This is a genomic window from Pseudoalteromonas sp. NH0006-46 (genome assembly GCF_057547735.1).
The window spans coordinates 94,157-114,848 of record NZ_BAAJML010000012.1; the positions used below are offsets into that span (position 1 = coordinate 94,157).

Genomic DNA, 20,692 nt, shown 5'->3' on the forward strand with positions numbered 1-20,692 from the left:
CAAACTAGGTCACCACCCAACTTGAACTGTTTTTCACACTGACAACATCTTCACACACAATAAAGATTCGGTTACTGCCAAAGGCAGATTTTAATATTATGTGGCCGTTGGGAGGGAATAAAAACAGCCCAAATTAAGTCACCACCTAACTTGAACTGTTTTTCACACTGACAACATCTTCACACACAATATAAAGATTCTTTTCTATATTTATATGAGTCATAAAAACTAAATTGGTTTCAAATTTAGTCTCTTTATATAACAACTCATTCGCCATAAATGCTTTCGTTAAATAGACTTTATGTTGTTTCCTAAATTCAAACAAACGATAAAAATAAAACTGATAAGTGAAAAAATTTAAACCATAAAAAAATTAAATAAAAAAAGCCAACTTATTGATAATAAATTAGCTTTTTCATTAATTTTATGTGAATTTTTTATTAATTATGCAGCTAAGAATAATTATATTTATGCTGAAAAATGATTATTCTTGAGTTTTTCTAAAAGTATCAACTACCCATTTAGCAAACAGATCAAGAGGGTGATTGGCTACATTCGAGTCATGTTGAACCAAGTAATATTTATCTTTTGTTGTTAATGGCTGTTCAAATAACTTATACAACCATTGCTCGTCTAACCAGCTTTGGCTTATTGGTAAAGGTATTAGCGCAATTCCCATACCTTGCTGTGCAGCTCGTGCTACACCAAACATACTATCTATTTGAATAATCTGCGTAGGCGAGAAGTCATCTATGCCTACTTTTTCAGCCCACTGGTGCCAAGCCCAAGGTCGCGCTTTATGGAGAATAAGCGGAACTTGGTTTAATGCTTGTAAATCGTTCTTTTTCCACTGTTCAAGTAATTTTTTATTACATGCAGGGATGTATTCTAAATTAAACAATTCAGTCACTGCACCTTCCGTTGGCTTACTCGAAGAAAGCACAATAGATAAATCACTATGGCGGGTAAGTTCTTTGCGTGTTTTGAGTGTATCCATTTGTAAATTTATATTTGGATGCTGAGTAGTCCACTCACTTAATTTTGGCATCAGCAATTCGCTGGCAAAAAATTCTGGCAGCGTAATTGTGATATTCGTGTTTTGTTGTAATTGACTAAACTCGTTAATGGTTCCCTCTAGCATGGTAATAATAGGGGAGATCGCATCAAAAAAGTTTTTTCCAGCCGTAGTTAGGCTTATAGAGCGAGTTTTACGATGAAATAGCTCTATACCAAGTTGTTCTTCTAATTGTTTTATTTGGTGGCTTACCGCCGACGGCGTTAAGTACAGCTCATTAGCTGCATGCTTAAAACTTAGGCTTCTTGCTGCAAAGCAAAAAGAACGAAGACCACGAATAGGAGTTTGCATGTGTTCCAGTATTTAATTGTTAGGATTGCCTGTATAGGCAAAAATCGAACCAGATGTTATTTGCCAATATTATCAATAACTTAATTTTATTGATAGAGTAACTTCACAAATTTGGTGCATCATAACGACAAAATAGTGCAATAACTCTAGCCGAATAACACAGCATCTATGCATCTACTATAGATAAAATTTAATTAAACGTGTATTAATTAACCAAAAAAATAACATTGAGGACAAAAAAAATCCCTCTTACGAGGGATTTTGGGTAACTCAGCGCCATTGGCACTGGGAATGAGGTCGGTACAGGGTGAAACTAAATAAGCTAAGCTTATAAAACCATTTCTGGTACTTCACCGTCAACAAGTAATTTACCTGCTGTTTTGCTAATGATTTCATCTACAGATACACCTGGTGCACGCTCTATAAGATGGAATGCGCCGTCTTTAACTTCTAAAACGGCTAAATCTGTTACTATCTTTTTCACACAATTCACACCGGTTAGCGGTAAACTGCATGACTCTAGTAACTTAGACTCACCATGCTTGCTGGCATGGGTCATTGTAACTATTATATTTTTTGCGCCAGCGACTAAATCCATTGCGCCCCCCATGCCCTTTATGAGCTTTTTTGGGATCATCCAAGATGCAATGTTTCCATATTGGTCTACTTCAAATGCACCTAGAACGGTTAAGTCTACATGACCACCCCGTATCATGGCAAAACTATCTGCACTATTAAATATGGCGGCACCTGTGGCTGCTGTCACGGTTTCTTTACCCGCATTAATCATATCAGCATCAAGTTCGGCTTTAGTCGGGTATTGACCCATTCCTAGTAGGCCATTTTCTGACTGTAGCATAACTTCAATATCATCAGGTACATAGTTTGCGACGAGTGTCGGAATTCCTATGCCCAAATTAACGTAGTAGCCATCTTGTAGCTCTTGCGCAACACGCATTGCAACTTGTTCACGTGATAATGCCATTTTTATGCTCCTGCTTAATCTCGTGTTGTTACACGTTCAATGCGTTTTTCAAAGTTGCCTTTGATCACGCGATTTACATAAATACCAGGGGTATGGATTTGGCTTGGTTCAAGCTCACCTGGCTCGACGATTTCTTCCACTTCTGCCACCGTAATTTTACCTGCAGTTGCAGCCATTGGGTTAAAGTTCATAGCGGTATGTCTAAATACTAGGTTTCCATAGCGGTCAGCCTTCCATGCTTTAACAATGGCAAACTCGCCAGTGATCGACTCTTCTAAAATGTAAGGGCGGCCATCAAATTCTTTTACGTCTTTGCCCTCAGCTATTGGAGTACCGTAACCGGTGGCGGTGTAAAACGCAGGAATACCCGCGCCGCCGGCTCGCATTTTTTCAGCAAGTGTACCTTGAGGTGTTAGCTCAACATCTATTTCACCACTTAGTAATTGCTGCTCAAATAGGGCGTTTTCGCCTACATACGAGGCAATCACTTTTTTTATTTGTTTGTCTTGCAATAAAATGCCTAAACCAAAATCATCAACACCACAGTTGTTTGATACAACGGTCAACTCTTTTGTGTTCATCTTTTTAATTTGCTTTATTAACCCTTCAGGTATTCCACATAAACCAAAACCACCGGCGATAATGGTATCACCGTCTTTTAATCCTTCCATTGCAGCTTCGTAGCTTGCAACTACCTTATCAAAACCGGCCATGAGTCTCTCCTCATTGTGTGTTATTTGTTGTTAATCATCATCTCATAAGATAGCTATTTAACCTGAACTCTGGTTAAGAGATTTACTAACATATGAATTAGGGTGATATTTAAGTTTATTTTCTCTAGTCAGAGATTTTCAGTGAAAACAAGGCGAATTTACGCGTCAATAGCTGGCCTATTGCAAGTAAATTCAACGCAGTTAGTGCTGAAAATAGCTGCTAGAGATAGATTTATTATCCAGAGCTCAGGTTATTTTGTGTGTAGTGCCACAGATACTTTGCTCACAGGTTGCTTACCAAGTGCTTTAGTTATTTCCCAGCCAGCATCACTTAACCTTTGTAAATCAATTCCGTGTTCAATGCCAAGCCCTTGCAGTAAGTAAACTACATCTTCGGTGGCAACATTTCCTGACGCACCTTTAGCATATGGGCACCCACCAAGGCCCGCAACTGCCGCGTCAACCGTTGAAATGCCTAGGCTTAGTGCTGCGTAAATATTTGTAAGCGCTTGTCCGTAGGTGTCATGAAAATGCACTGCAAGCTTGCTGCTATCTATATGCATCAATAGTAATTCTATAAGTTGAGTTACTTTTTTTGCTGTGCCAACACCAATGGTGTCTCCAAGGCTTACCTCGTAACAGCCCAAATCTAATAGCTTTTGTGTTACGTCAAGCACAGCCTTGGGGTCTATGTCTCCTTCGTAAGGACACCCAACTACACAGCTTACGTAACCACGAACACGAATATTGTGCTGTCTCGCAAAATTCATCACTTCACTGAAACGCGTGATACTTTCGTCAATTGAGCAGTTGATATTTTTATTACAAAACGACTCGCTTGCGGCGGTAAAAATTGCAAATTCCTTAATACCAGTACTATGGGCAGCGTGCGCACCTTTTAAATTAGGTGTTAGTGCACTTAAATTAACATTTGGTAAGTCAAGTGCGTTAATAACATCTGCTGAGTCAGCCATTTGTGGCACCCACTTAGGGGATACAAATGCACCGGCCTCTATATCTTTTAAACCAGCTTGTGCAAGTGCATTAATAAGCAAAATTTTATCTTGAGTGGTGACTATGCTCTCGTTTTGTAGGCCGTCACGCGCACCTACCTCAACAATACGAACTGAGTTAGGAAAGGCGCTCATTAGGCACCTTCCTGAACTGTTGTATCCTCAACAATTGCGAGTAGGGCACCGTGTGATACTAATTCACCTTCACCAAAACAATAGCTTTGTAAAATACCATCATGGGGTGCATTGAGTGTGTATTCCATTTTCATGGCCTCAATAATCACAACAGGATCGCCTTTAGTAATAGTACTCCCAACGCTAACTAAGTGTTTAACCACAGTACCATTGAGTGGTGCAGCTAATGGCAGTGCATCACTTTCGTGTGAACTTATATAATGCTTATTCATTAGCTCAAGTTTGGCTTGCAGCGCTTTATTCATAACAGTGATGGCATCATTACTTTGTGATACATGCGCAATATGCTTATCACCATCAATAAATACAGTACAACCCCCATTGACCACAGTACCTTGAAGGCTAAATACCGTGTTGTTATGGGTAATGTCGTACCCTTTTGCGGTTTTAATTGCACTTAACTGTAAATCTTTAAAGGGTACTTTAATTACGCTTGGAGAATTTAATGTAAATCCGCTAAGTTGCTGCCATGGGCTCGCGTTCTTTTCCTCAGCGTGTTTGTTATTTAATGAACACAAATACGCAAATGCGCCAATTAGCTCGCTAGATTGCACAAGCGTATTATTAACAGCAACTAACGAGTCGCCTTGTTCTGCAATAAAGTGTGTACTCGGTGCGCCTTCATTAAAGGTAGGGTGCTGAGCTAAGTTATTTAAAAAACCAATGTTTGTGCTAAAACCAGCTAGGTGAAACTGTTCGAGTGCTTGGCGTAAGCGCCCTAATGCTTGTTCGCGGCTATCATCATGGACTATGAGTTTAGCAATCATCGGGTCGTAATATGGGCTAATTTCATCCCCTTGCGCAATGCCTGTATCAATACGTACAAACTCATTTTGGTTTGGAGTATGCATCGCCTCAATCGTACCTGAGCAAGGTATAAAATCATTAGCAGGATCTTCGGCATAAATTCGCGCTTCAAAACTATGACCCTGTAGCTGAATATCTTCTTGGGCTAAAGGAAGTGGAAGTCCGCCAGCAATATTTATTTGCCAGTTTACTAAATCAACGCCAGTAACCATTTCAGTGACAGGGTGCTCAACTTGAAGGCGGGTATTCATTTCCATAAAGAAAAACTCATCGCCACACAATAAAAACTCAACAGTACCAGCGCCGCGGTAATTTATAGCCAGTGCACAACGCACTGCAGCTTCGCCCATTTCTTTTCGTAGTGAACTACTTAAACCCGGGGCAGGGGCTTCTTCAATTACTTTTTGATGACGACGTTGTAAAGAGCAATCTCTATCCCCTAAATAAACGCAGTTACCGTGGTTATCTGCAAATACCTGCACTTCAACGTGGCGAGGTTGGTTAACATAGCGCTCTAGTAGTACTAAGTCGTTACCAAATCCGGCAATGGCTTCACGCTGTGCACCTTCAAGAGCGCTTATAAAGTCACTTGCTTTTTCAACAACGCGCATTCCTTTACCACCGCCACCAAATGCGGCTTTAATAAGTACAGGGTAGCCAATTTTTTCAGCTTCACTTTGCAAAAAACGAGGGTCTTGATTGTCGCCATAATAACCCGGTACTAACGGTACATTGGCTGCTGCCATTATTTCTTTAGCACGGGTTTTTGACCCCATGGCTTCAATGCTGCTAGCTAAAGGGCCAATAAACGCAATATTGTTTGCTTCGCACGCTTTAGCAAATTCACTGTTTTCTGATAAAAAGCCATAACCAGGGTGAATACAATCGGCGCCACTATTTTTAGCTACTTGCAAAATTTTATCGGTTACAAGGTACGAGTCTTTACTTGGAGCAGGGCCAATGTGGTAGGCCTCATCAGCCATTTTTACGTGTTGAGCATTTTTATCAGCGTCTGAGTAAACAGCAACAGTGGTTAACCCCATCTGCTTTGCACTTCGCATAATGCGACACGCAATTTCTCCACGATTGGCAATGAGTATTTTTTTTAATGCTTGTGTGTTCATAATTAATCCTACAGTTGCCATTGTGGTGGGCGTTTATCAAAAAAGGCACTCAAGCCTTCTTGGCCTTCTTCAGATACGCGTATGTTTGCAATCCGCTCGGCAGTAAGCTCAATAAGCTCGTCATTAATCGGTTTGTTAGCTACATCGTTAATTAAAGCTTTCGCAGCTTTAACTGCAACTGGGCCGTTATCAATGAGAGTTTGAAGCATATTGTCGAGTGCACACTCCAAGTTCCCCGTTACTTGATGAACTAATCCAAGCTGTTTAGCGGTATGCGCGTCAAACACTTCGGCAGTTAAAAAGTATCTGCGTGCAGCACGCTCACCTATGGCTCTTATTACATAAGGGCTAATAACTGCAGGAATAAGTCCAAGCTTAACTTCACTTAAGCAAAATTGTGCATCGTCTTTACTAAGGGCAATATCACAACAGGCTATTAAACCTAATGCGCCACCAAATGCAGCGCCTTGCACAGCACATACCGTAGGGTGTGGGCTTGTAGCTAATACTTGCATTAGTTTTGCAAGTTGCATTGAATCAGCAAGGTTATCAGCATAATCATTGTCAGCCATGGACTTCATCCATGCTAAGTCAGCGCCTGCTGAGAAGTGTTTACCTTCTGTTTTTAAAACTAATGCTCTAATATCAAGCGTATTAGCATGTTCAATACATTGAATTAATTCGTGTATTACTTCGCTATTAAATGCGTTTCTTTTTTCTGGGCGGCTTAAAACAAGTACAGCCACATTAGATTTTGTTATTTGTAGTGTTACTGACATTTACTGCGCTCCGTTACATTCTAAATACGCCAAATTGAGAGTCTTGCGCTGGTGCATTTTTAGCAGCCGACAATGCAAGCCCTAGTACGTTACGTGTGTCGGCTGGGTCAATAATGCCATCGTCCCACAAACGCGCGCTGGCATAATAAGGATGGCCTTGCTCTTCGTACTGGTCGATAATTGGCTTTTTAAATTCGCTAATTTGCTCATCGGTCATACTTTGGCCTTTGCGTGCTAAGCCGTCTTGCTTAACTTGGGCCATAACACCAGCTGCTTGCTCACCACCCATTACTGAAATACGTGCATTAGGCCACATCCACATCATGGTTGGTTCGAACGCGCGGCCACACATACCGTAGTTACCCGCGCCATAAGAGCCGCCAATTAATACTGTGAATTTTGGAACGTCAGCACACGATACTGCCATAACCATTTTTGCGCCGTGCTTAGCAATACCTTCTGCTTCGTACTTTTTACCCACCATAAAACCAGTAATGTTTTGCAAAAATAACAGTGGGATATTGCGTTGTGCACACAGTTGAATAAAGTGAGCGCCTTTTTGTGCTGACTCACTAAATAAAATGCCATTATTAGCGACTATGCCAACAGGGTTGCCGTAAATGCTAGCAAAGCCCGTTACGAGTGTTTCGCCAAAGTAGCGTTTAAATTCATCAAACGATGAATCATCAACAGTTCGGGCAATGACTTCGCGTACGTCAAATGGTTTTTTAAGATCGGTACCCACAATGCCGTACAGTTCATTTATATCGTACCGAGGCGCTTTTATATCTTTTAATAACGGCGCAGTAGGGCGTGTATAGTTAATACGCTCAATACATTGGCGTGCAATAGACAGCGCATGCTCGTCGTTTTCGGCAAAGTGATCAGCTACCCCTGATGTTTTACAATGAACGTCTGCACCACCAAGTTCTTCAGCCGTTACCTCTTCACCTGTTGCCGCTTTAACAAGCGGGGGACCTGCTAAAAATATCGTGCCTTGCTCTTTAACAATAATGCTTTCATCTGCCATAGCAGGTACGTACGCACCACCTGCGGTACATAATCCCATTACAACAGCAATTTGTGGAATGCCTTTGCCTGACATACGCGCTTGGTTGTAAAAAATACGCCCAAAATGTAACTTATCAGGAAATACATCATCTTGTTCAGGCAGGTTTGCACCACCAGAGTCTACAAGATAAATACATGGCAAATGGCATCGCTCTGCAATATCTTGCGCTCGTAAATGCTTTTTAACTGTAAGCGGAAAGTAGGTGCCGCCTTTAACCGTCGCATCGTTTGCAATGATCATGCATTCAATACCTTTTACACGGCCAATACCAGCTACGACACCTGCACACGGGATAGCTTGCTCATATACGCCAAATGCCGCAAATTGAGAAACTTCTAAAAATGGTGAACCTTCGTCAATTAATGTACTTATACGGTCTCGTACAAATAATTTACCGCGGCCTTCATGGCGCTCTTTTAAAGCAGCGCCACCACCTAAACTAATTGTTGCTACTTTATCGCGTAAATCATCCACCAGCATCGACATGTTTTTATGATTTTGCACAAAAGTAGGATCGTGTGGATTTACGCTCGATTTTAAAATCGTCATAATCTAATCCTTAGCGGCTTTCAGTGAATAGTTCGCGGCCAATTAGCATGCGGCGAATTTCAGACGTGCCGGCACCAATTTCATATAATTTAGCGTCACGTAGTAATCGGCCCGTTGCGTATTCGTTTATGTATCCGTTACCACCAAGAATTTGAATCGCATCAAGCGCCATTTTGGTTGCAAGCTCAGCGGCGTATAAAATGGCACCCGCGGCATCTTTACGCGTTGTTTCGCCGCGGTCACAGGCTTTAGCTACCGTGTAAACGTATGAACGGGCAGCGTTCATTTGTGTGTACATGTCGGCAACTTTGCCTTGAATAAGCTGGAATTGCCCAATAGGGGTATCAAACTGTTTACGCTCATGAATGTAAGGCACTACTATATCCATACACGCTTGCATAATACCAAGCGGGCCCGCGGCAAGTACAACACGCTCGTAATCTAGACCGCTCATAAGTACTTTTACGCCTTCGTTGAGGTTCCCTAAAATATTTTCTTCTGGTACTTCGCAGTTTTCAAATACTAACTCACAGGTGTTTGAACCACGCATCCCCAATTTGTCGAGCTTTTGCGCTGTAGAAAAACCAGGGAATGTTTTTTCCACAATAAATGCTGTTATGCCTTTAGCGCCGGCGTTTAAATCAGTTTTAGCGTAAATAACCAGAGTGTCTGCATCCGGGCCATTGGTGATCCACATTTTGTTACCGTTTAAAATGTACTTATCGCCTTTTTTCTCAGCTTTAAGCTTCATCGATACCACGTCCGAACCCGCATTTGGCTCGCTCATTGCTAGTGCACCAATATGTTCGCCGCTGATAAGCTTTGGCAGGTACTTTTCTTTTTGCGCTTGGTTACCGTTACGGTTAATTTGATTTACACACAGGTTTGAATGTGCGCCATAACTTAAGCCTATAGACGCACTTGCACGGCTAATTTCTTCCATTGCAATTACGTGCTCTAAGTAGCCTAAACCAGCACCACCAAACTCTTCAGGCACAGTCATACCTAATACGCCCATTTCGCCCATTTGCGGCCACAGTTGATTTGGAAATGTGTTGTCAAGATCGGTCTGTTCAGCAAGCGGCGCAATTTCTTGGCTTGAAAAACTATTTACATGGTCGCGGATCATATCGGCGGTTTCGCCAAGACCAAAGTTCATCTCTTTATAAAGTGAAATAGTGCTCATGATTCATTCCTGTGTGAGTGTGTGTTATCAGTGTGTTTTTGTTTTTAAAATAAACTACTCGTCTATTTTATTAAGTGTGTCTCTGCAGCGTCTTTCCGCGGTAACGAGTTCCATTAAAACAACTTTAATGTCGTCCATTTGTTGCGAAAGGTCGGCTTTTTTCTCTGAAATCAGATCAAGCATTGTGACTAGCTGTTTAGCGCTTGATTTATCAGCGTCATACAATTCAAACAAACGGCCTGTTTCAGCAAGCGTAAAGCCTAAACGTTTACCACGTAATATAAGCTTTAGGCGTACTTTGTCGCGCTTTGAATAAATACGGGTTTGGCCATTACGATCGGGTGATAAAAGCCCTTGGTCTTCGTAAAAGCGTATAGAGCGCGTTGTAATGTCAAACTCTTTAGCTAAATCGCTAATGCTAAAAGTTTGTTCATTACTGGTTGGTATAGTGGCAGAACTTGCAAAGTTTGTTTGATTATCTGGTTTCATTGTTGTATTTACCTCATTCGAATAACTCCAATATAAGTGAAGTTTACGTAAAGGTAAAGTGCTGGCTGATATGAAATAAATACAAATGCGGTGGTTAACAGTAAATGCAATTTAAATATTTAAATTACAAACACTTAATGTGCGTGGGGGCTGCATTAACTAAAAGTGGCAAAGAAACCTTACAGTTTAAAAAGTATAATTTTAACTGTTTTTAGTTGACGTTAGCGTAAACGTTAGTATTGTGTATGATTATTAAATAATAATTTAAAACACAATTAATAGAGTAAATATTCTAACAACTATTTACCTTTAAATACAATGGAGTTAGCAATGTCTTTAGAATCAGTGGTAATTGTAGCAGCAAAACGCACGCCTATGGGTGGTTTTATGGGCGCGCTAAGCGATGCTCAGTCTACTGAATTAGGTGCAACGGCTATTGCAAGTGCATTAGCGCAAACCGGATTAAATAGCGACGCAATTGACGAAGTGATTATGGGCTGTGTACTTCCCGCTGGTTTAGGCCAAGCGCCAGCTCGTCAAGCCATGCTTAAAGCAGGGCTCGCACTCAGTACGGGTGCGACTACCATTAACAAAGTTTGCGGTTCAGGACTAAAAGCGGCCATGCTGGCTAACGACTTAATAAAAGCCGGCTCTATACAAACAGCTATTGCTGGTGGTATGGAAAGCATGACCAACGCCCCTTACTTTATTCCAAAAGCGCGTGGCGGTATGCGCATGGGCCACGGTGAAATTAAAGACCATATGATGAGCGATGGCCTCGAAGACGCCTACGATAACAAAGCAATGGGGTGTTTTGCACAAGACACTGCCGACGAGTATGGCATTGGCCGTGAACAAATGGATAATTTTGCATTAAGTTCGTTAAGTAAAGCGAATGCTGCAATTGAAAACGGCAGCTTTGAAAACGAAATAGCGCCACACATATTACAAACACGAAAAGGCGATGTAACCGTATCGGTTGATGAGCAACCGGGTAATGCGCGTCCTGAAAAAATCCCAAGCTTACGTGCCGCATTTAAAAAAGACGGCACAATCACAGCGGCTAACTCATCATCTATTTCAGATGGTGGTGCCGCACTCATACTCATGAGCGAATCAAAAGCCAAGGCCGAGGGCCTAACACCCCTTTGTAGAATTGTTGCTCACAGCACTCATTCTCAAAAACCGAGCGAATTTACCGTAGCGCCTGTAGGCGCAATGAATAGTGTGCTTGATAAAGCCGGTTGGACAACGGATGACGTTGACCTTTGGGAAATTAATGAAGCGTTTGCCATGGTAACAATGCTTGCGATTAACGAGCTTAAGCTTGACGAAAGCAAAGTGAATGTAAACGGTGGAGCGTGTGCACTTGGCCACCCAATTGGTGCCAGTGGCGCACGTATTTTAGTTACGCTTATTCATGCACTTAAAAATCGTGGCCTTAAAAAAGGGGTTGCTTCTTTATGTATTGGTGGCGGTGAAGCCGTTGCAATGGCAGTAGAAGCTTTCTAAGTACCAATCACATTAAAAATACGCAGCAACATAACAATAATAAAGCTGCGTTATTTTTAAAACTAACACACTAATATAATAGGATTTACCCATGCACCAAGTTCCACTATTAATAGATGGCGAATTTATTAAATCAACTTCCAAAGAGCTAATCGATGTTATAAACCCAGCAAACCAAGAGGTTTTAGCACAGGTTCCTTGTACCACCGATGCAGAAATGGATGCAGCCATTGCTTCAGCCTCTGAAACATTTAAAACATGGAAAGATGTTCCAATCACAGAACGCGCACGCATCATGATGAAATACGCTGCGCTTTTAAAAGAACACCATGACGAGCTAGCCACTATTATTTGTCACGAATTAGGCAAAACCTTTGAAGATGCAAAAGGCGATGTATGGCGTGGTATAGAAGTTGTAGAACAAGCTGCAAATGCGCCTTCGCTGATGATGGGCGAAACAATGGAAAACGTAGCGCGTAAAATCGATACGTATTCATACATGCAACCATTAGGTGTGTGTGCGGGTGTTACGCCATTTAACTTTCCGGCGATGATCCCACTTTGGATGTTTCCGCTGGCAATTGTGTGTGGTAACACATTTATATTAAAACCATCAGAGCAAGACCCTCTAACACCAATGCGCTTAGCTGAACTATTTATTGAAGCGGGTGCACCTAAAGGCGTACTGCAAATTGTTCATGGTACAAAACCGCAAGTAGACCGCTTATTAGAAGATAAAGCCGTTCGTGCTATTTCGTTTGTAGGCTCGTGTGGTGTAGGTGCGTACATTTACTCTAAAGGCACACAAAACCTTAAACGTGTACAAGCGTGTGTGGGCGCAAAAAACCATATGGTTATTATGCCTGATGCGAGTAAGTCGCATGTTGTTAATAACTTGGTTGGTGCATCTGTTGGTGCTGCAGGGCAACGTTGTATGGGAATTTCGGTTGCCGTATTTGTTGGGCAAGCGAGCGAATGGGTAGATGAAATAAAAGCAGGCTTTGAAAAAGTACGCCCAGGTTTATGGGACGACAAAGACGCTGCCTACGGACCGCAGACGTCAAAAGCGGCAAAAGAGCGCATTTTATCACTTATCGAAAGCGGTAAAGAACAAGGTGCAACCTGTTTAATAGATGGCTCTCACTTTACAGTAGAAGGTTACGAGCAAGGTAACTGGGTTGGCCCAACTTTATTTACAGACGTTACAAAAGAAATGGACTTATATAAAGAAGAGATTTTTGGGCCTGTTTTAGCGTGTATGTTTGTAGACACATTAGAAGAAGCCATCGCCCTAATTAACGAAAGCCCATACGGCAATGGTACTTCACTATTTACTTCAAGCGGTGCAGTTGCACGTAAATTTCAGCACGAAATTGAAGTTGGCCAAGTGGGTATTAATGTGCCAATTCCGGTGCCACTGCCGTTTTTCTCATTTACGGGTTGGAAAGGCTCTTTTTATGGCGATACTCATACGTATGGTAAGCAAGGTATTCGTTTTTACACAGAAACAAAAACCATTACCTCACGTTGGTTTGAAGACGATATCGCTTCAGGGCCTAATATGAGTATTAACTTAAAATAATTAATAAACACACACTAAAAATAATAACAAAGACGGGCGCGAAGGTTTTTCACACACACATAAATAAGCCTTCGCCGCTCTTCACTCACAATCCCGTTACGGGAAAACTGACAACATACAACTAAAGAGGTCTACCATGGACTTTAACTTATCAGAAGACCAACAAGCCTTTGCACAAACTGCTCGCCAATTTGCCGAGTCAGAGCTTGCACCTCATGCGGCTAAATGGGATCGCGAGCATATTTTTCCTAAAGACACAATTAAAGCAGCCGGAGAATTAGGCTTTTGTGGTTTATACACACCAGAAGAAGCCGGTGGCCTTGGTTTATCACGTTTAGACTCAAGCATTATTTTTGAGCAGCTTGCGCTAGGCTGTACGGCAACTACCGCCATGCTTACTATTCATAATATGGCTACGTGGATGGTTGCCAGTTTTGGTACCGACGCAATAAAAGATCAATACGTAGAACAATTAGTAATGGGTGAGTTATTAGCATCATACTGTTTAACCGAGCCTGGGTCAGGCTCAGACGCTGCGTCGCTTAAAACCAAAGCAGTACGCGATGGCGACGAGTACGTTATTAACGGCTCTAAAATGTTTATATCGGGCGCGGGTGAAACCGAAGTGCTCGTTGTAATGGCGCGTACTGGTGGCGAAGGCGCTGCGGGTATTTCTGCGTTTGTAGTACCTGCTGATGCAAAAGGTGTTGAATATGGCAAAGCAGAAGAAAAAATGGGTTGGAATGCACAGCCTACACGCTTAATTAGCTTTGAAGATGTGCGTATTCCCGCACATAACTTACTAGGGGCTGAAGGCGAAGGTTTTAAGTTTGCAATGCAAGGCCTTGATGGCGGGCGAATTAACATTGCCACCTGCTCAATTGGTACAGCACAGGCCGCTTTAAATACAGCACGCGAATATTTAAAAGAACGCTCACAATTTGGTAAACCGCTGGCTGCTTTTCAAGCGTTACAATTTAAAATTGCAGATATGAATACAGAGCTTGTAGCTGCTCGCCAAATGGTAAGGCTTGCGGCATTTAAACTTGATACGGGCGACAGCGAAAAAACCACCTATTGTGCCATGGCAAAACGGTTTGCAACCGATGTTGGCTTTACAGTTTGTAATGAAGCGCTTCAAATACATGGTGGTTACGGTTACATAAAAGAATACCCATTAGAGCGCCACGTACGTGACGTGCGCGTACATCAAATACTGGAAGGCACAAACGAAATAATGCGTGTAATTATAGCGCGCCGAATTTTAGCTGAGTCTGCAAGCGAAATTTTATAAGGAGCACGGTATGTCTGAATCAAAACCAAGTATTGAGTTAACCACCCAAGGCCATGTTGCTATTTTAACTATGTCTAACCCGCCAGCGAATACCTGGACAAAAGACACCTTAATTGATTTAAAAAATAAAGTTAATGCGCTTAATAATGATAAAAATATTTATGCGTTAGTACTAACCGGTGAAGGCGAAAAATTTTTTAGCGCAGGCGCCGACCTTAATGTGTTTGCCAGTGGCGATAAAGGCATCGCTGCAGACATGTCACGTGTATTTGGCGAAGCATTTGAAGCATTGACTAACTTTAGAGGTGTGTCGGTTGCAGCAATAAACGGGTATGCCATGGGCGGCGGGCTAGAAGTTGCCCTTGCATGTGATATTCGCATAGCAGAAGAGCAAGCACAAATGGCACTGCCTGAAGCAAAAGTGGGTTTGTTACCGTGTGCGGGTGGCACGCAAAATTTAGCATGGCTTGTAGGTGAAGGCTGGGCAAAACGCATGATTTTATGCGGCGAGCGCTTAAAAGCCGATAAAGCCCTACACATTGGTTTAGTCGAAGAGGTTGTTGGCCAAGGTGAGAGTTTTTCTGCTGCGCTTAATCTTGCAAACCTAGTGAGTGAGCAAAGCCCTAGCTCGGTTGCGGCATGTAAAACATTGATTCAAAAAGGGCGCCACCAACCCATGGCGAGCGTTTTACCATTTGAGCGCGAACTGTTTGTTGGTTTATTTGATACTGACGATCAAAAAGAAGGCGTTAATGCCTTTTTAGAAAAACGAAAAGCAAAATGGGTCAATGGCTAATGAGTAATTTAACCTTATTAAATAAAGCGGATGATTCGGTACTTTTTGAGACGGCAACCGCGGCCAATGGCCGTTTAATTGGGCTTATTACACTTAATGCACCTAAGTCGTTAAATGCGCTTAATTTTAACATGATCAAATTGCTTACCCCTCAACTAAAGGCATGGGCAAACGACGATGCCATCGCAATGGTCATTTTAAAAGGCGCAGGGGACAAAGCGTTTTGCGCAGGTGGCGATGTAGTCAGCTTATATCATGCAATGGCACAAGGTGAGCCCACAAGTTTAGTTGAAGATTTCTTTACACAAGAATATAAGCTTGACTACCTAATACACACCTACGCTAAACCTATTCTTGTTTGGGGTAACGGCATTGTAATGGGCGGCGGATTAGGGCTAATGGCTGGCGCAAGCCACCGTGTTGTTACCGAAACTTCACGTATAGCCATGCCTGAACAAACAATAGGGTTATACCCCGATGTTGGCGGTAGCCATTTTTTGCACAACATGCCTAAATGTGTTGGCTTGTTTTTAGGATTAACGTCAGCATCTATTAATTGCGATGATGCATGTTTTGTATCGCTTGCCGATCACTTTATCGACAGCAGTCTATATAACACTATGCTAAATACTATTTTAGCTACCAGCTGGGCTACTACTGCAAGCGACAACCACACGGTATTAACTAATTTATTAAATCAGTTAAATGCGCAGTCTGCAGATATGCCAAAAGGCAACGTTAAGGCTAATTTAGACACCATTCAACAGTTAGGTGATTTAAGTACTTTACAACAACAAGTAGATTACTTATTAAATTTAAACACCGACGATAAGTGGTTGCAACGTGCACAAAAATCGTTAAAACATGGTTGCCCACTAAGTTGTGCGTTAGTCAGTGAGCAACTAAAAGCAAGTAAAGATAAAAGCCTTTTAGATTGTTTTAAAATGGAACTAGGTATGTCGGTTAGAGCCGGTGAAGTTGGCGAATTTCAAGAAGGCGTAAGAGCGCTATTAATAGATAAAGACGGCGCGCCTAATTGGCAATACAAAACACTTAGTGATGTACCACAAACAATAATAGAGAGCTTTTTTGCTAACAGATTTGGCGAAAACCACCCACTTGATGACCTAGACACGGCAACACAAAAATAAAGGAAAGACGATGAGTAAACTTAACATTGGTTTTATCGGTTTAGGAAATATGGGCGGCCCAATGGCGGCTAACTTAATTAAAGCCAGCCACAGTGTTACGGCATTCGATTTAAACCAGTCGGTCTTAAATGAACTTGCAAGCAAAGGTGCACACGTAGCTGAAAATGCAAAAGCATGCGCAACCAATGCCGATATACTTATTAGTATGTTGCCAGCGGGCAAGCATGTTAAATCGCTTTATTTAGGCAATAACGACGATAGCGGCTTGATTAATGTGCTTAGTAAAAACACCTTAGTGATTGATTGCTCCACAATAGATGCAGAGTCGGCCCGTGTGGTTGGCAGCGCACTTGGCGAGCAGGGCATTAGCTTTGTAGATGCACCAGTATCAGGCGGTGTTGCAGGTGCAGCGGCTGGCACGTTGACCTTTATTGTTGGTGGTGAACAAACAGCATTTGAAAAAGCACACACCGTATTGGTAGATATGGGTAAAAACATATTTCATGCAGGCGATATTGGTGCAGGCCAAGTTGCTAAAATATGCAACAACATGCTGCTTAGCATATTAATGGCAGGCACAAGTGAAGCAATTCAAATGGGTATTAACAATGGGTTAGATCCAAAAGTACTTAGCGACATTATGACCGCAAGTTCTGGTCGTAACTGGACGCTTGAGCTTTATAATCCGTGTCCTGATGTAATGGAAACAGCACCGGCTAGTAATAATTATAAGCCAGGCTTTATGGTCGATTTAATGGCAAAAGACTTAGGCCTTGCCATGGAAGCCGCACAGCAAAGTAATTCATCAACCCCTATGGGTTCTATGGCAAAAAACTTGTACACCATGCTCCAGCACCAAGGTGCAGGCAGTGATGATTTTAGTGCCATATTTAAATTGTTTTCAAAGTAGGAAAGTATTGTGGAAATCAAAAATAATACCGTCGTTATTACCGGTGGCGCACAAGGTTTAGGTTTTGCAATGGCGCAAAAGTTTGCCTTAATGGGCGCTAACATTGCGTTAATTGATATGGCGCAAGATCTATTAAATACAGCGTGCGAGCAGCTAACACAGCTTGAAGGTGTATCTGGCACTATAAAAGGCTACGCTGCAAACGTAACCGCAGAGAGCGAAGTAGAAAACGTATTTAATACCATCAACAACGACTTTGGCTACATTGGTGTACTTATTAACAACGCCGGCATTTTACGCGATGGCATGTTTATAAAAGCCAAAGACGGCAAAGTGGTTAAAAAAATGTCGCTTGATCAATTTCAATCAGTGATTGATGTAAACCTCACTGGCGTATTTTTGGCAGGGCGCGAAGCTGCAAGCCACATGATAGAATCAGGTAAAGGCGGGGTAATTGTAAACATGTCGAGCGTAGCGCGTGCGGGTAACATAGGCCAAACAAACTACGCTGCTTCAAAAGCGGGTGTTGTGGCACTCACCACCACATGGGCAAAAGAGCTTGGTCGCTTTGGTATACGCGTGGGCGCAATTGCACCGGGTGTTATTAGCACCGCTATGACCGACGTAATGAAGCCAGAAGCCAAACAACGCATGCTAGCAGTAACACCCGTAGGACGTTTAGGTGAAACAACTGAGATAGCTCATACTGCTCAGTATATTATCGAAAACGACTTTTTCACTGGTCGTGTAGTAGAGATAGACGGCGGTATTCGTTTGTAAACTAATGTTTATAAACGTATGCGTGTTAGGTGATTAAAAAGCACAGCCTTTTGGGTTGTGCTTTTTTTATTTTAAGTTTGGACCTTTATAATCTTAAAAAAAGGGCTAACAACCCGGTTAGCACCTTGTTGTCGTACATGGTATATATTTGCGTAGTCCGCACATCGCTTTGACCTAGTTGTGTTTGTACTGTGTTTATATCAGAGCCCCTTTGCAGCAAATGTGTAGCGAATGAGTGGTGTAAAGTATGAGGGGCAACGTGTTTACTTATATGTGCATCAAAAGCAGCTTTTTTAACCGCGGGTTGTATTTGCTTTTCATCAATATGATGGCGCCTTAATTGCTTACTCTCTGGATCAAGGCTCAGGGCCTGTTTATCTTTCGAAGTTAAATTTGCAGCAGTGTGTTTGGTATTTAGGCAAGGCAGAGTCTATGTAGTGTGGTTATTCCCCATAAATAGGCGATAACGTGGAATAAATGCCAAACATGCGCTGCCCGGAGGGTTCTGCCTAGGGGCAATTTACTATTTATTGCTCAGTTTTTACTTAGCCCACTAGGTTACAAACCTCTCGCCGCTATTAAATAGCCCTAGATTGAACAAATTTTAATCCTGAAAGGTCAACAGGCCCTAGTTTTATAACATGAGAATAAATATTGCCAGCCCAGCTGTTTATTTTGGTTTGGCTATTTTTTCGTAACAAATGCGGCATATACGCACCGCTATACAAAGGGTTTCTAAGATCTAATTGTAGGTAACTATCAACTAATTGTATTTGAGAACGTAATTGCGGTATGAGTTCTGCGGCAAGCGTTACAACACGATTTTTACCTCCTTTTCCATCCCAAATTCGAATGCAGTTATAGTCAATGTCAATATCGTGTACTCGTAAACGCAGTACTTCCATTAAGCGCATACCACTGCCATAAAGTAGTCCACAGGGTAAATAATGCTTTGCTACACAGTGTTTAAATAGTTCTGAAACTTCTGTTTGAGTAAGCACAACAGGTAGCTTTCTTGGGCGTTCACTTTTTACAAAGTTTAATGATAATGAGAGGGGGGTCTTGATTATTTCTTTATATAGGAAGCTTAGCGCATTTAGTGCCTGCGCTTGTGTGCCTTGCGCTACGTTTTGCGAGTTTACTAAATGGTTTAAATATAATTCAACTTGAGTGTCCCCCATAGAGGTTGGGTGCTGCATATTATTAAAGCGGATATAGCCACCTATCCAAAAAAGATAAGCTTCAATAGTGCTCTTTGCATACCGCTTTTTATACATAAGGTCTTTAATCATGGTTAGAAAGGGAGATTTCATAAATGATACTCAACTTTTAAAGCGTACTGTATATATAGACAGTTATTTGTATTATGTCCAATAACATTATTAAAAGTCGTTTTGGTGTATTTTAACGACAATAACTTTACAATATACGTAATCACTTGTTTACATTGAAGTTGTTTAGTGGAATTATTAAGAAATGTAATATACGCCGTTTTGGGGTGTTATAAACCCCCAAAGTGGTGTTCAATAAGCTGTTATATACAAAGGAAGTTTCGGTGTATTTAAAGGGTTTTATATTTACTTGCCTTACGTTCATGTCATTCTCATCTTTTGCGTGTAAGTGCGAGGGACTTGAATTAAATGAGGCTTTTGAAAACTCAAAATCTGTCATGTTAGTCGAAGTTATAGGTCTATCTCTTAAAGAGGCAGAAGATGATAGAGGCGTAGATATTTTCAAAAGAAAACTCATCGAAGCAAAGTTTAATGTAATCGAAAGTTTTAAAAACAATGAACAGGTTAGTTCTGTTGTAACTTCTTCTGGTAATTGCGGTATTCACCTATATCCTGGTCAAAAGTTTGTTTTGTTTGTTCCAAATTCCAGTTACTTTAAAAATTATGTTTCAACTTGCACTGGCTCTTATGGCTACAGAGGAGAGTTAAGCTTTGATGACAAAAGGTTTCGAAAGCTCAAAGAGTTTGTATATAACAACACGTTAAAGCAGGACAAATAACAGTTGGCTTTTGCTCCTGCGTCGCTTATTTTAGCCAACATATTATTTGCCTCTTAACGAGGCGTTATATGTCAAGGAGTGTCTGCCGCAATGTCAGGTTATAAATTTTCAGGTTACGACTTTTGTGGTGGCTATGATGATGGAAGCACCATCTTTATGTTTGTTGATCCAGAGGATGAATCAAAAGGTTTTACTTTATCGTTGAGAGACCATGAAGGATTTGATGATCATGATGAGTTACTTTATGAAGATGAGGGTGATGTGCCAGAAGAGTTAAAAGGTTTAATCCTATCTGAACTTAATCAAGTACTAACCGAGCATAAAGATAATACAGAGGCATGTGGAATTGTTAGTCGTTGCATTGCAGCTATTGGCATA

Annotated in this window: 18 protein-coding genes and 2 pseudogenes; 9 read left to right on the plus strand and 11 right to left on the minus strand. The window is 41.5% G+C overall.

Features of this window, described 5'->3' with window-relative positions; genetic code table 11:
• Positions 1-484: 484 nt before the first annotated feature.
• The 9 genes from AC27I2_RS18105 to AC27I2_RS18145 all read right to left on the minus strand — a co-directional run bounded on the left by AC27I2_RS18105 (position 485) and on the right by AC27I2_RS18145 (position 10,278).
• Positions 485-1,366, minus strand: a complete 882-nt coding sequence (locus tag AC27I2_RS18105; protein ID WP_058551925.1) for a LysR family transcriptional regulator — start codon at positions 1,364-1,366, stop codon at positions 485-487.
• Positions 1,367-1,694: 328 nt separating this feature from the next.
• Positions 1,695-2,351, minus strand: coding sequence for a CoA transferase subunit B (locus AC27I2_RS18110; protein ID WP_487205085.1), 657 nt, complete (start codon positions 2,349-2,351; stop codon positions 1,695-1,697).
• A gap of 14 nt (positions 2,352-2,365) precedes the next feature.
• Positions 2,366-3,064 (minus strand): CoA transferase subunit A, encoded by a 699-nt coding sequence (locus AC27I2_RS18115; RefSeq protein ID WP_058403974.1) that lies wholly within the window; start codon positions 3,062-3,064, stop codon positions 2,366-2,368.
• Between the two features lie 251 nt (positions 3,065-3,315).
• Positions 3,316-4,212: a hydroxymethylglutaryl-CoA lyase gene (locus AC27I2_RS18120; protein WP_058403975.1), complete on the minus strand. Its 897-nt coding sequence runs from the start codon at positions 4,210-4,212 to the stop codon at positions 3,316-3,318.
• A complete protein-coding gene (locus AC27I2_RS18125) occupies positions 4,212-6,203 on the minus strand; it encodes an acetyl/propionyl/methylcrotonyl-CoA carboxylase subunit alpha (RefSeq protein ID WP_487205086.1) in 1,992 nt (663 codons plus the stop codon). Before AC27I2_RS18125 ends, AC27I2_RS18120 begins: the two co-directional genes overlap by 1 nt.
• 8 nt (positions 6,204-6,211) lie before the next feature.
• A complete protein-coding gene (locus tag AC27I2_RS18130) occupies positions 6,212-6,982 on the minus strand; it encodes an enoyl-CoA hydratase/isomerase family protein (RefSeq protein ID WP_487205087.1) in 771 nt (256 codons plus the stop codon).
• A 13-nt stretch (positions 6,983-6,995) separates the two neighbouring features.
• Positions 6,996-8,603, minus strand: coding sequence for a carboxyl transferase domain-containing protein (locus AC27I2_RS18135; protein ID WP_487205088.1), 1,608 nt, complete (start codon positions 8,601-8,603; stop codon positions 6,996-6,998).
• Positions 8,604-8,613: 10 nt separating this feature from the next.
• Complete coding sequence (locus AC27I2_RS18140; protein ID WP_487205089.1) at positions 8,614-9,789, minus strand: isovaleryl-CoA dehydrogenase; 1,176 nt, start codon at positions 9,787-9,789, stop codon at positions 8,614-8,616.
• Between the two features lie 54 nt (positions 9,790-9,843).
• Entirely contained in the window at positions 9,844-10,278 is a 435-nt protein-coding gene (locus AC27I2_RS18145) for a MerR family transcriptional regulator (protein WP_010557391.1), read from the minus strand.
• Between the two features lie 330 nt (positions 10,279-10,608).
• Here AC27I2_RS18145 and AC27I2_RS18150 point away from each other — a divergent pair, with 330 nt between their 5' ends.
• From AC27I2_RS18150 to AC27I2_RS18180, 7 genes are all read left to right on the plus strand, one after another.
• The gene (locus AC27I2_RS18150) at positions 10,609-11,790 is read left to right on the plus strand and encodes a thiolase family protein (RefSeq protein ID WP_058403979.1); all 1,182 of its coding nucleotides are present in this window, start codon (positions 10,609-10,611) and stop codon (positions 11,788-11,790) included.
• Positions 11,791-11,881: 91 nt separating this feature from the next.
• Positions 11,882-13,372 (plus strand): CoA-acylating methylmalonate-semialdehyde dehydrogenase, encoded by a 1,491-nt coding sequence (locus AC27I2_RS18155; protein WP_058403980.1) that lies wholly within the window; start codon positions 11,882-11,884, stop codon positions 13,370-13,372.
• A 136-nt stretch (positions 13,373-13,508) separates the two neighbouring features.
• A complete protein-coding gene (locus AC27I2_RS18160; protein ID WP_058403981.1) occupies positions 13,509-14,666 on the plus strand; it encodes an acyl-CoA dehydrogenase family protein in 1,158 nt (385 codons plus the stop codon).
• Positions 14,667-14,676: 10 nt separating this feature from the next.
• Complete coding sequence (locus AC27I2_RS18165) at positions 14,677-15,462, plus strand: enoyl-CoA hydratase (protein ID WP_487205090.1); 786 nt, start codon at positions 14,677-14,679, stop codon at positions 15,460-15,462.
• Complete coding sequence (locus AC27I2_RS18170) at positions 15,462-16,613, plus strand: enoyl-CoA hydratase/isomerase family protein (protein ID WP_487205091.1); 1,152 nt, start codon at positions 15,462-15,464, stop codon at positions 16,611-16,613. The genes AC27I2_RS18165 and AC27I2_RS18170 overlap by 1 nt, the downstream gene beginning before the upstream one ends.
• A 10-nt stretch (positions 16,614-16,623) precedes the next feature.
• The gene (mmsB, locus tag AC27I2_RS18175) at positions 16,624-17,523 is read left to right on the plus strand and encodes a 3-hydroxyisobutyrate dehydrogenase (RefSeq protein ID WP_138527714.1); all 900 of its coding nucleotides are present in this window, start codon (positions 16,624-16,626) and stop codon (positions 17,521-17,523) included.
• A gap of 9 nt (positions 17,524-17,532) precedes the next feature.
• Positions 17,533-18,303: an SDR family oxidoreductase gene (locus AC27I2_RS18180; protein ID WP_138527712.1), complete on the plus strand. Its 771-nt coding sequence runs from the start codon at positions 17,533-17,535 to the stop codon at positions 18,301-18,303.
• 71 nt (positions 18,304-18,374) lie between these two features.
• On the opposite strand, the pseudogene AC27I2_RS18185 reads toward AC27I2_RS18180, so the two are convergent.
• Positions 18,375-18,670, minus strand: a pseudogene (locus AC27I2_RS18185) (tyrosine-type recombinase/integrase); the annotation flags it as partial.
• Between the two features lie 266 nt (positions 18,671-18,936).
• Positions 18,937-19,616: pseudogene (locus AC27I2_RS18190) on the minus strand (integron integrase); the annotation flags it as partial.
• A gap of 281 nt (positions 19,617-19,897) precedes the next feature.
• On the opposite strand from AC27I2_RS18190, the gene AC27I2_RS18195 reads away from it, so the two are divergent.
• Together AC27I2_RS18195 and AC27I2_RS18200 are read left to right on the plus strand one after the other, a co-directional pair.
• Entirely contained in the window at positions 19,898-20,314 is a 417-nt protein-coding gene (locus AC27I2_RS18195; protein WP_487205092.1) for a hypothetical protein, read from the plus strand.
• Between the two features lie 78 nt (positions 20,315-20,392).
• Positions 20,393-20,692: hypothetical protein (locus tag AC27I2_RS18200; RefSeq protein ID WP_487117605.1), on the plus strand; the 300-nt coding region annotated here is incomplete at its 3' end.

Coding starts and splice junctions, on each gene's coding strand:
- AC27I2_RS18105 (WP_058551925.1), bottom strand. CDS start 1,366: ATGCAAACTCCTATTCGTGGTCTTCGTTCTTTTTGCTTTGCAGCAAGA.
- AC27I2_RS18110 (WP_487205085.1), bottom strand. CDS start 2,351: ATGGCATTATCACGTGAACAAGTTGCAATGCGTGTTGCGCAAGAGCTA.
- AC27I2_RS18115 (WP_058403974.1), bottom strand. CDS start 3,064: ATGGCCGGTTTTGATAAGGTAGTTGCAAGCTACGAAGCTGCAATGGAA.
- AC27I2_RS18120 (WP_058403975.1), bottom strand. CDS start 4,212: ATGAGCGCCTTTCCTAACTCAGTTCGTATTGTTGAGGTAGGTGCGCGT.
- AC27I2_RS18125 (WP_487205086.1), bottom strand. CDS start 6,203: ATGAACACACAAGCATTAAAAAAAATACTCATTGCCAATCGTGGAGAA.
- AC27I2_RS18130 (WP_487205087.1), bottom strand. CDS start 6,982: ATGTCAGTAACACTACAAATAACAAAATCTAATGTGGCTGTACTTGTT.
- AC27I2_RS18135 (WP_487205088.1), bottom strand. CDS start 8,603: ATGACGATTTTAAAATCGAGCGTAAATCCACACGATCCTACTTTTGTG.
- AC27I2_RS18140 (WP_487205089.1), bottom strand. CDS start 9,789: ATGAGCACTATTTCACTTTATAAAGAGATGAACTTTGGTCTTGGCGAA.
- AC27I2_RS18145 (WP_010557391.1), bottom strand. CDS start 10,278: ATGAAACCAGATAATCAAACAAACTTTGCAAGTTCTGCCACTATACCA.
- AC27I2_RS18150 (WP_058403979.1), top strand. CDS start 10,609: ATGTCTTTAGAATCAGTGGTAATTGTAGCAGCAAAACGCACGCCTATG.
- AC27I2_RS18155 (WP_058403980.1), top strand. CDS start 11,882: ATGCACCAAGTTCCACTATTAATAGATGGCGAATTTATTAAATCAACT.
- AC27I2_RS18160 (WP_058403981.1), top strand. CDS start 13,509: ATGGACTTTAACTTATCAGAAGACCAACAAGCCTTTGCACAAACTGCT.
- AC27I2_RS18165 (WP_487205090.1), top strand. CDS start 14,677: ATGTCTGAATCAAAACCAAGTATTGAGTTAACCACCCAAGGCCATGTT.
- AC27I2_RS18170 (WP_487205091.1), top strand. CDS start 15,462: ATGAGTAATTTAACCTTATTAAATAAAGCGGATGATTCGGTACTTTTT.
- mmsB (WP_138527714.1), top strand. CDS start 16,624: ATGAGTAAACTTAACATTGGTTTTATCGGTTTAGGAAATATGGGCGGC.
- AC27I2_RS18195 (WP_487205092.1), top strand. CDS start 19,898: ATGTCATTCTCATCTTTTGCGTGTAAGTGCGAGGGACTTGAATTAAAT.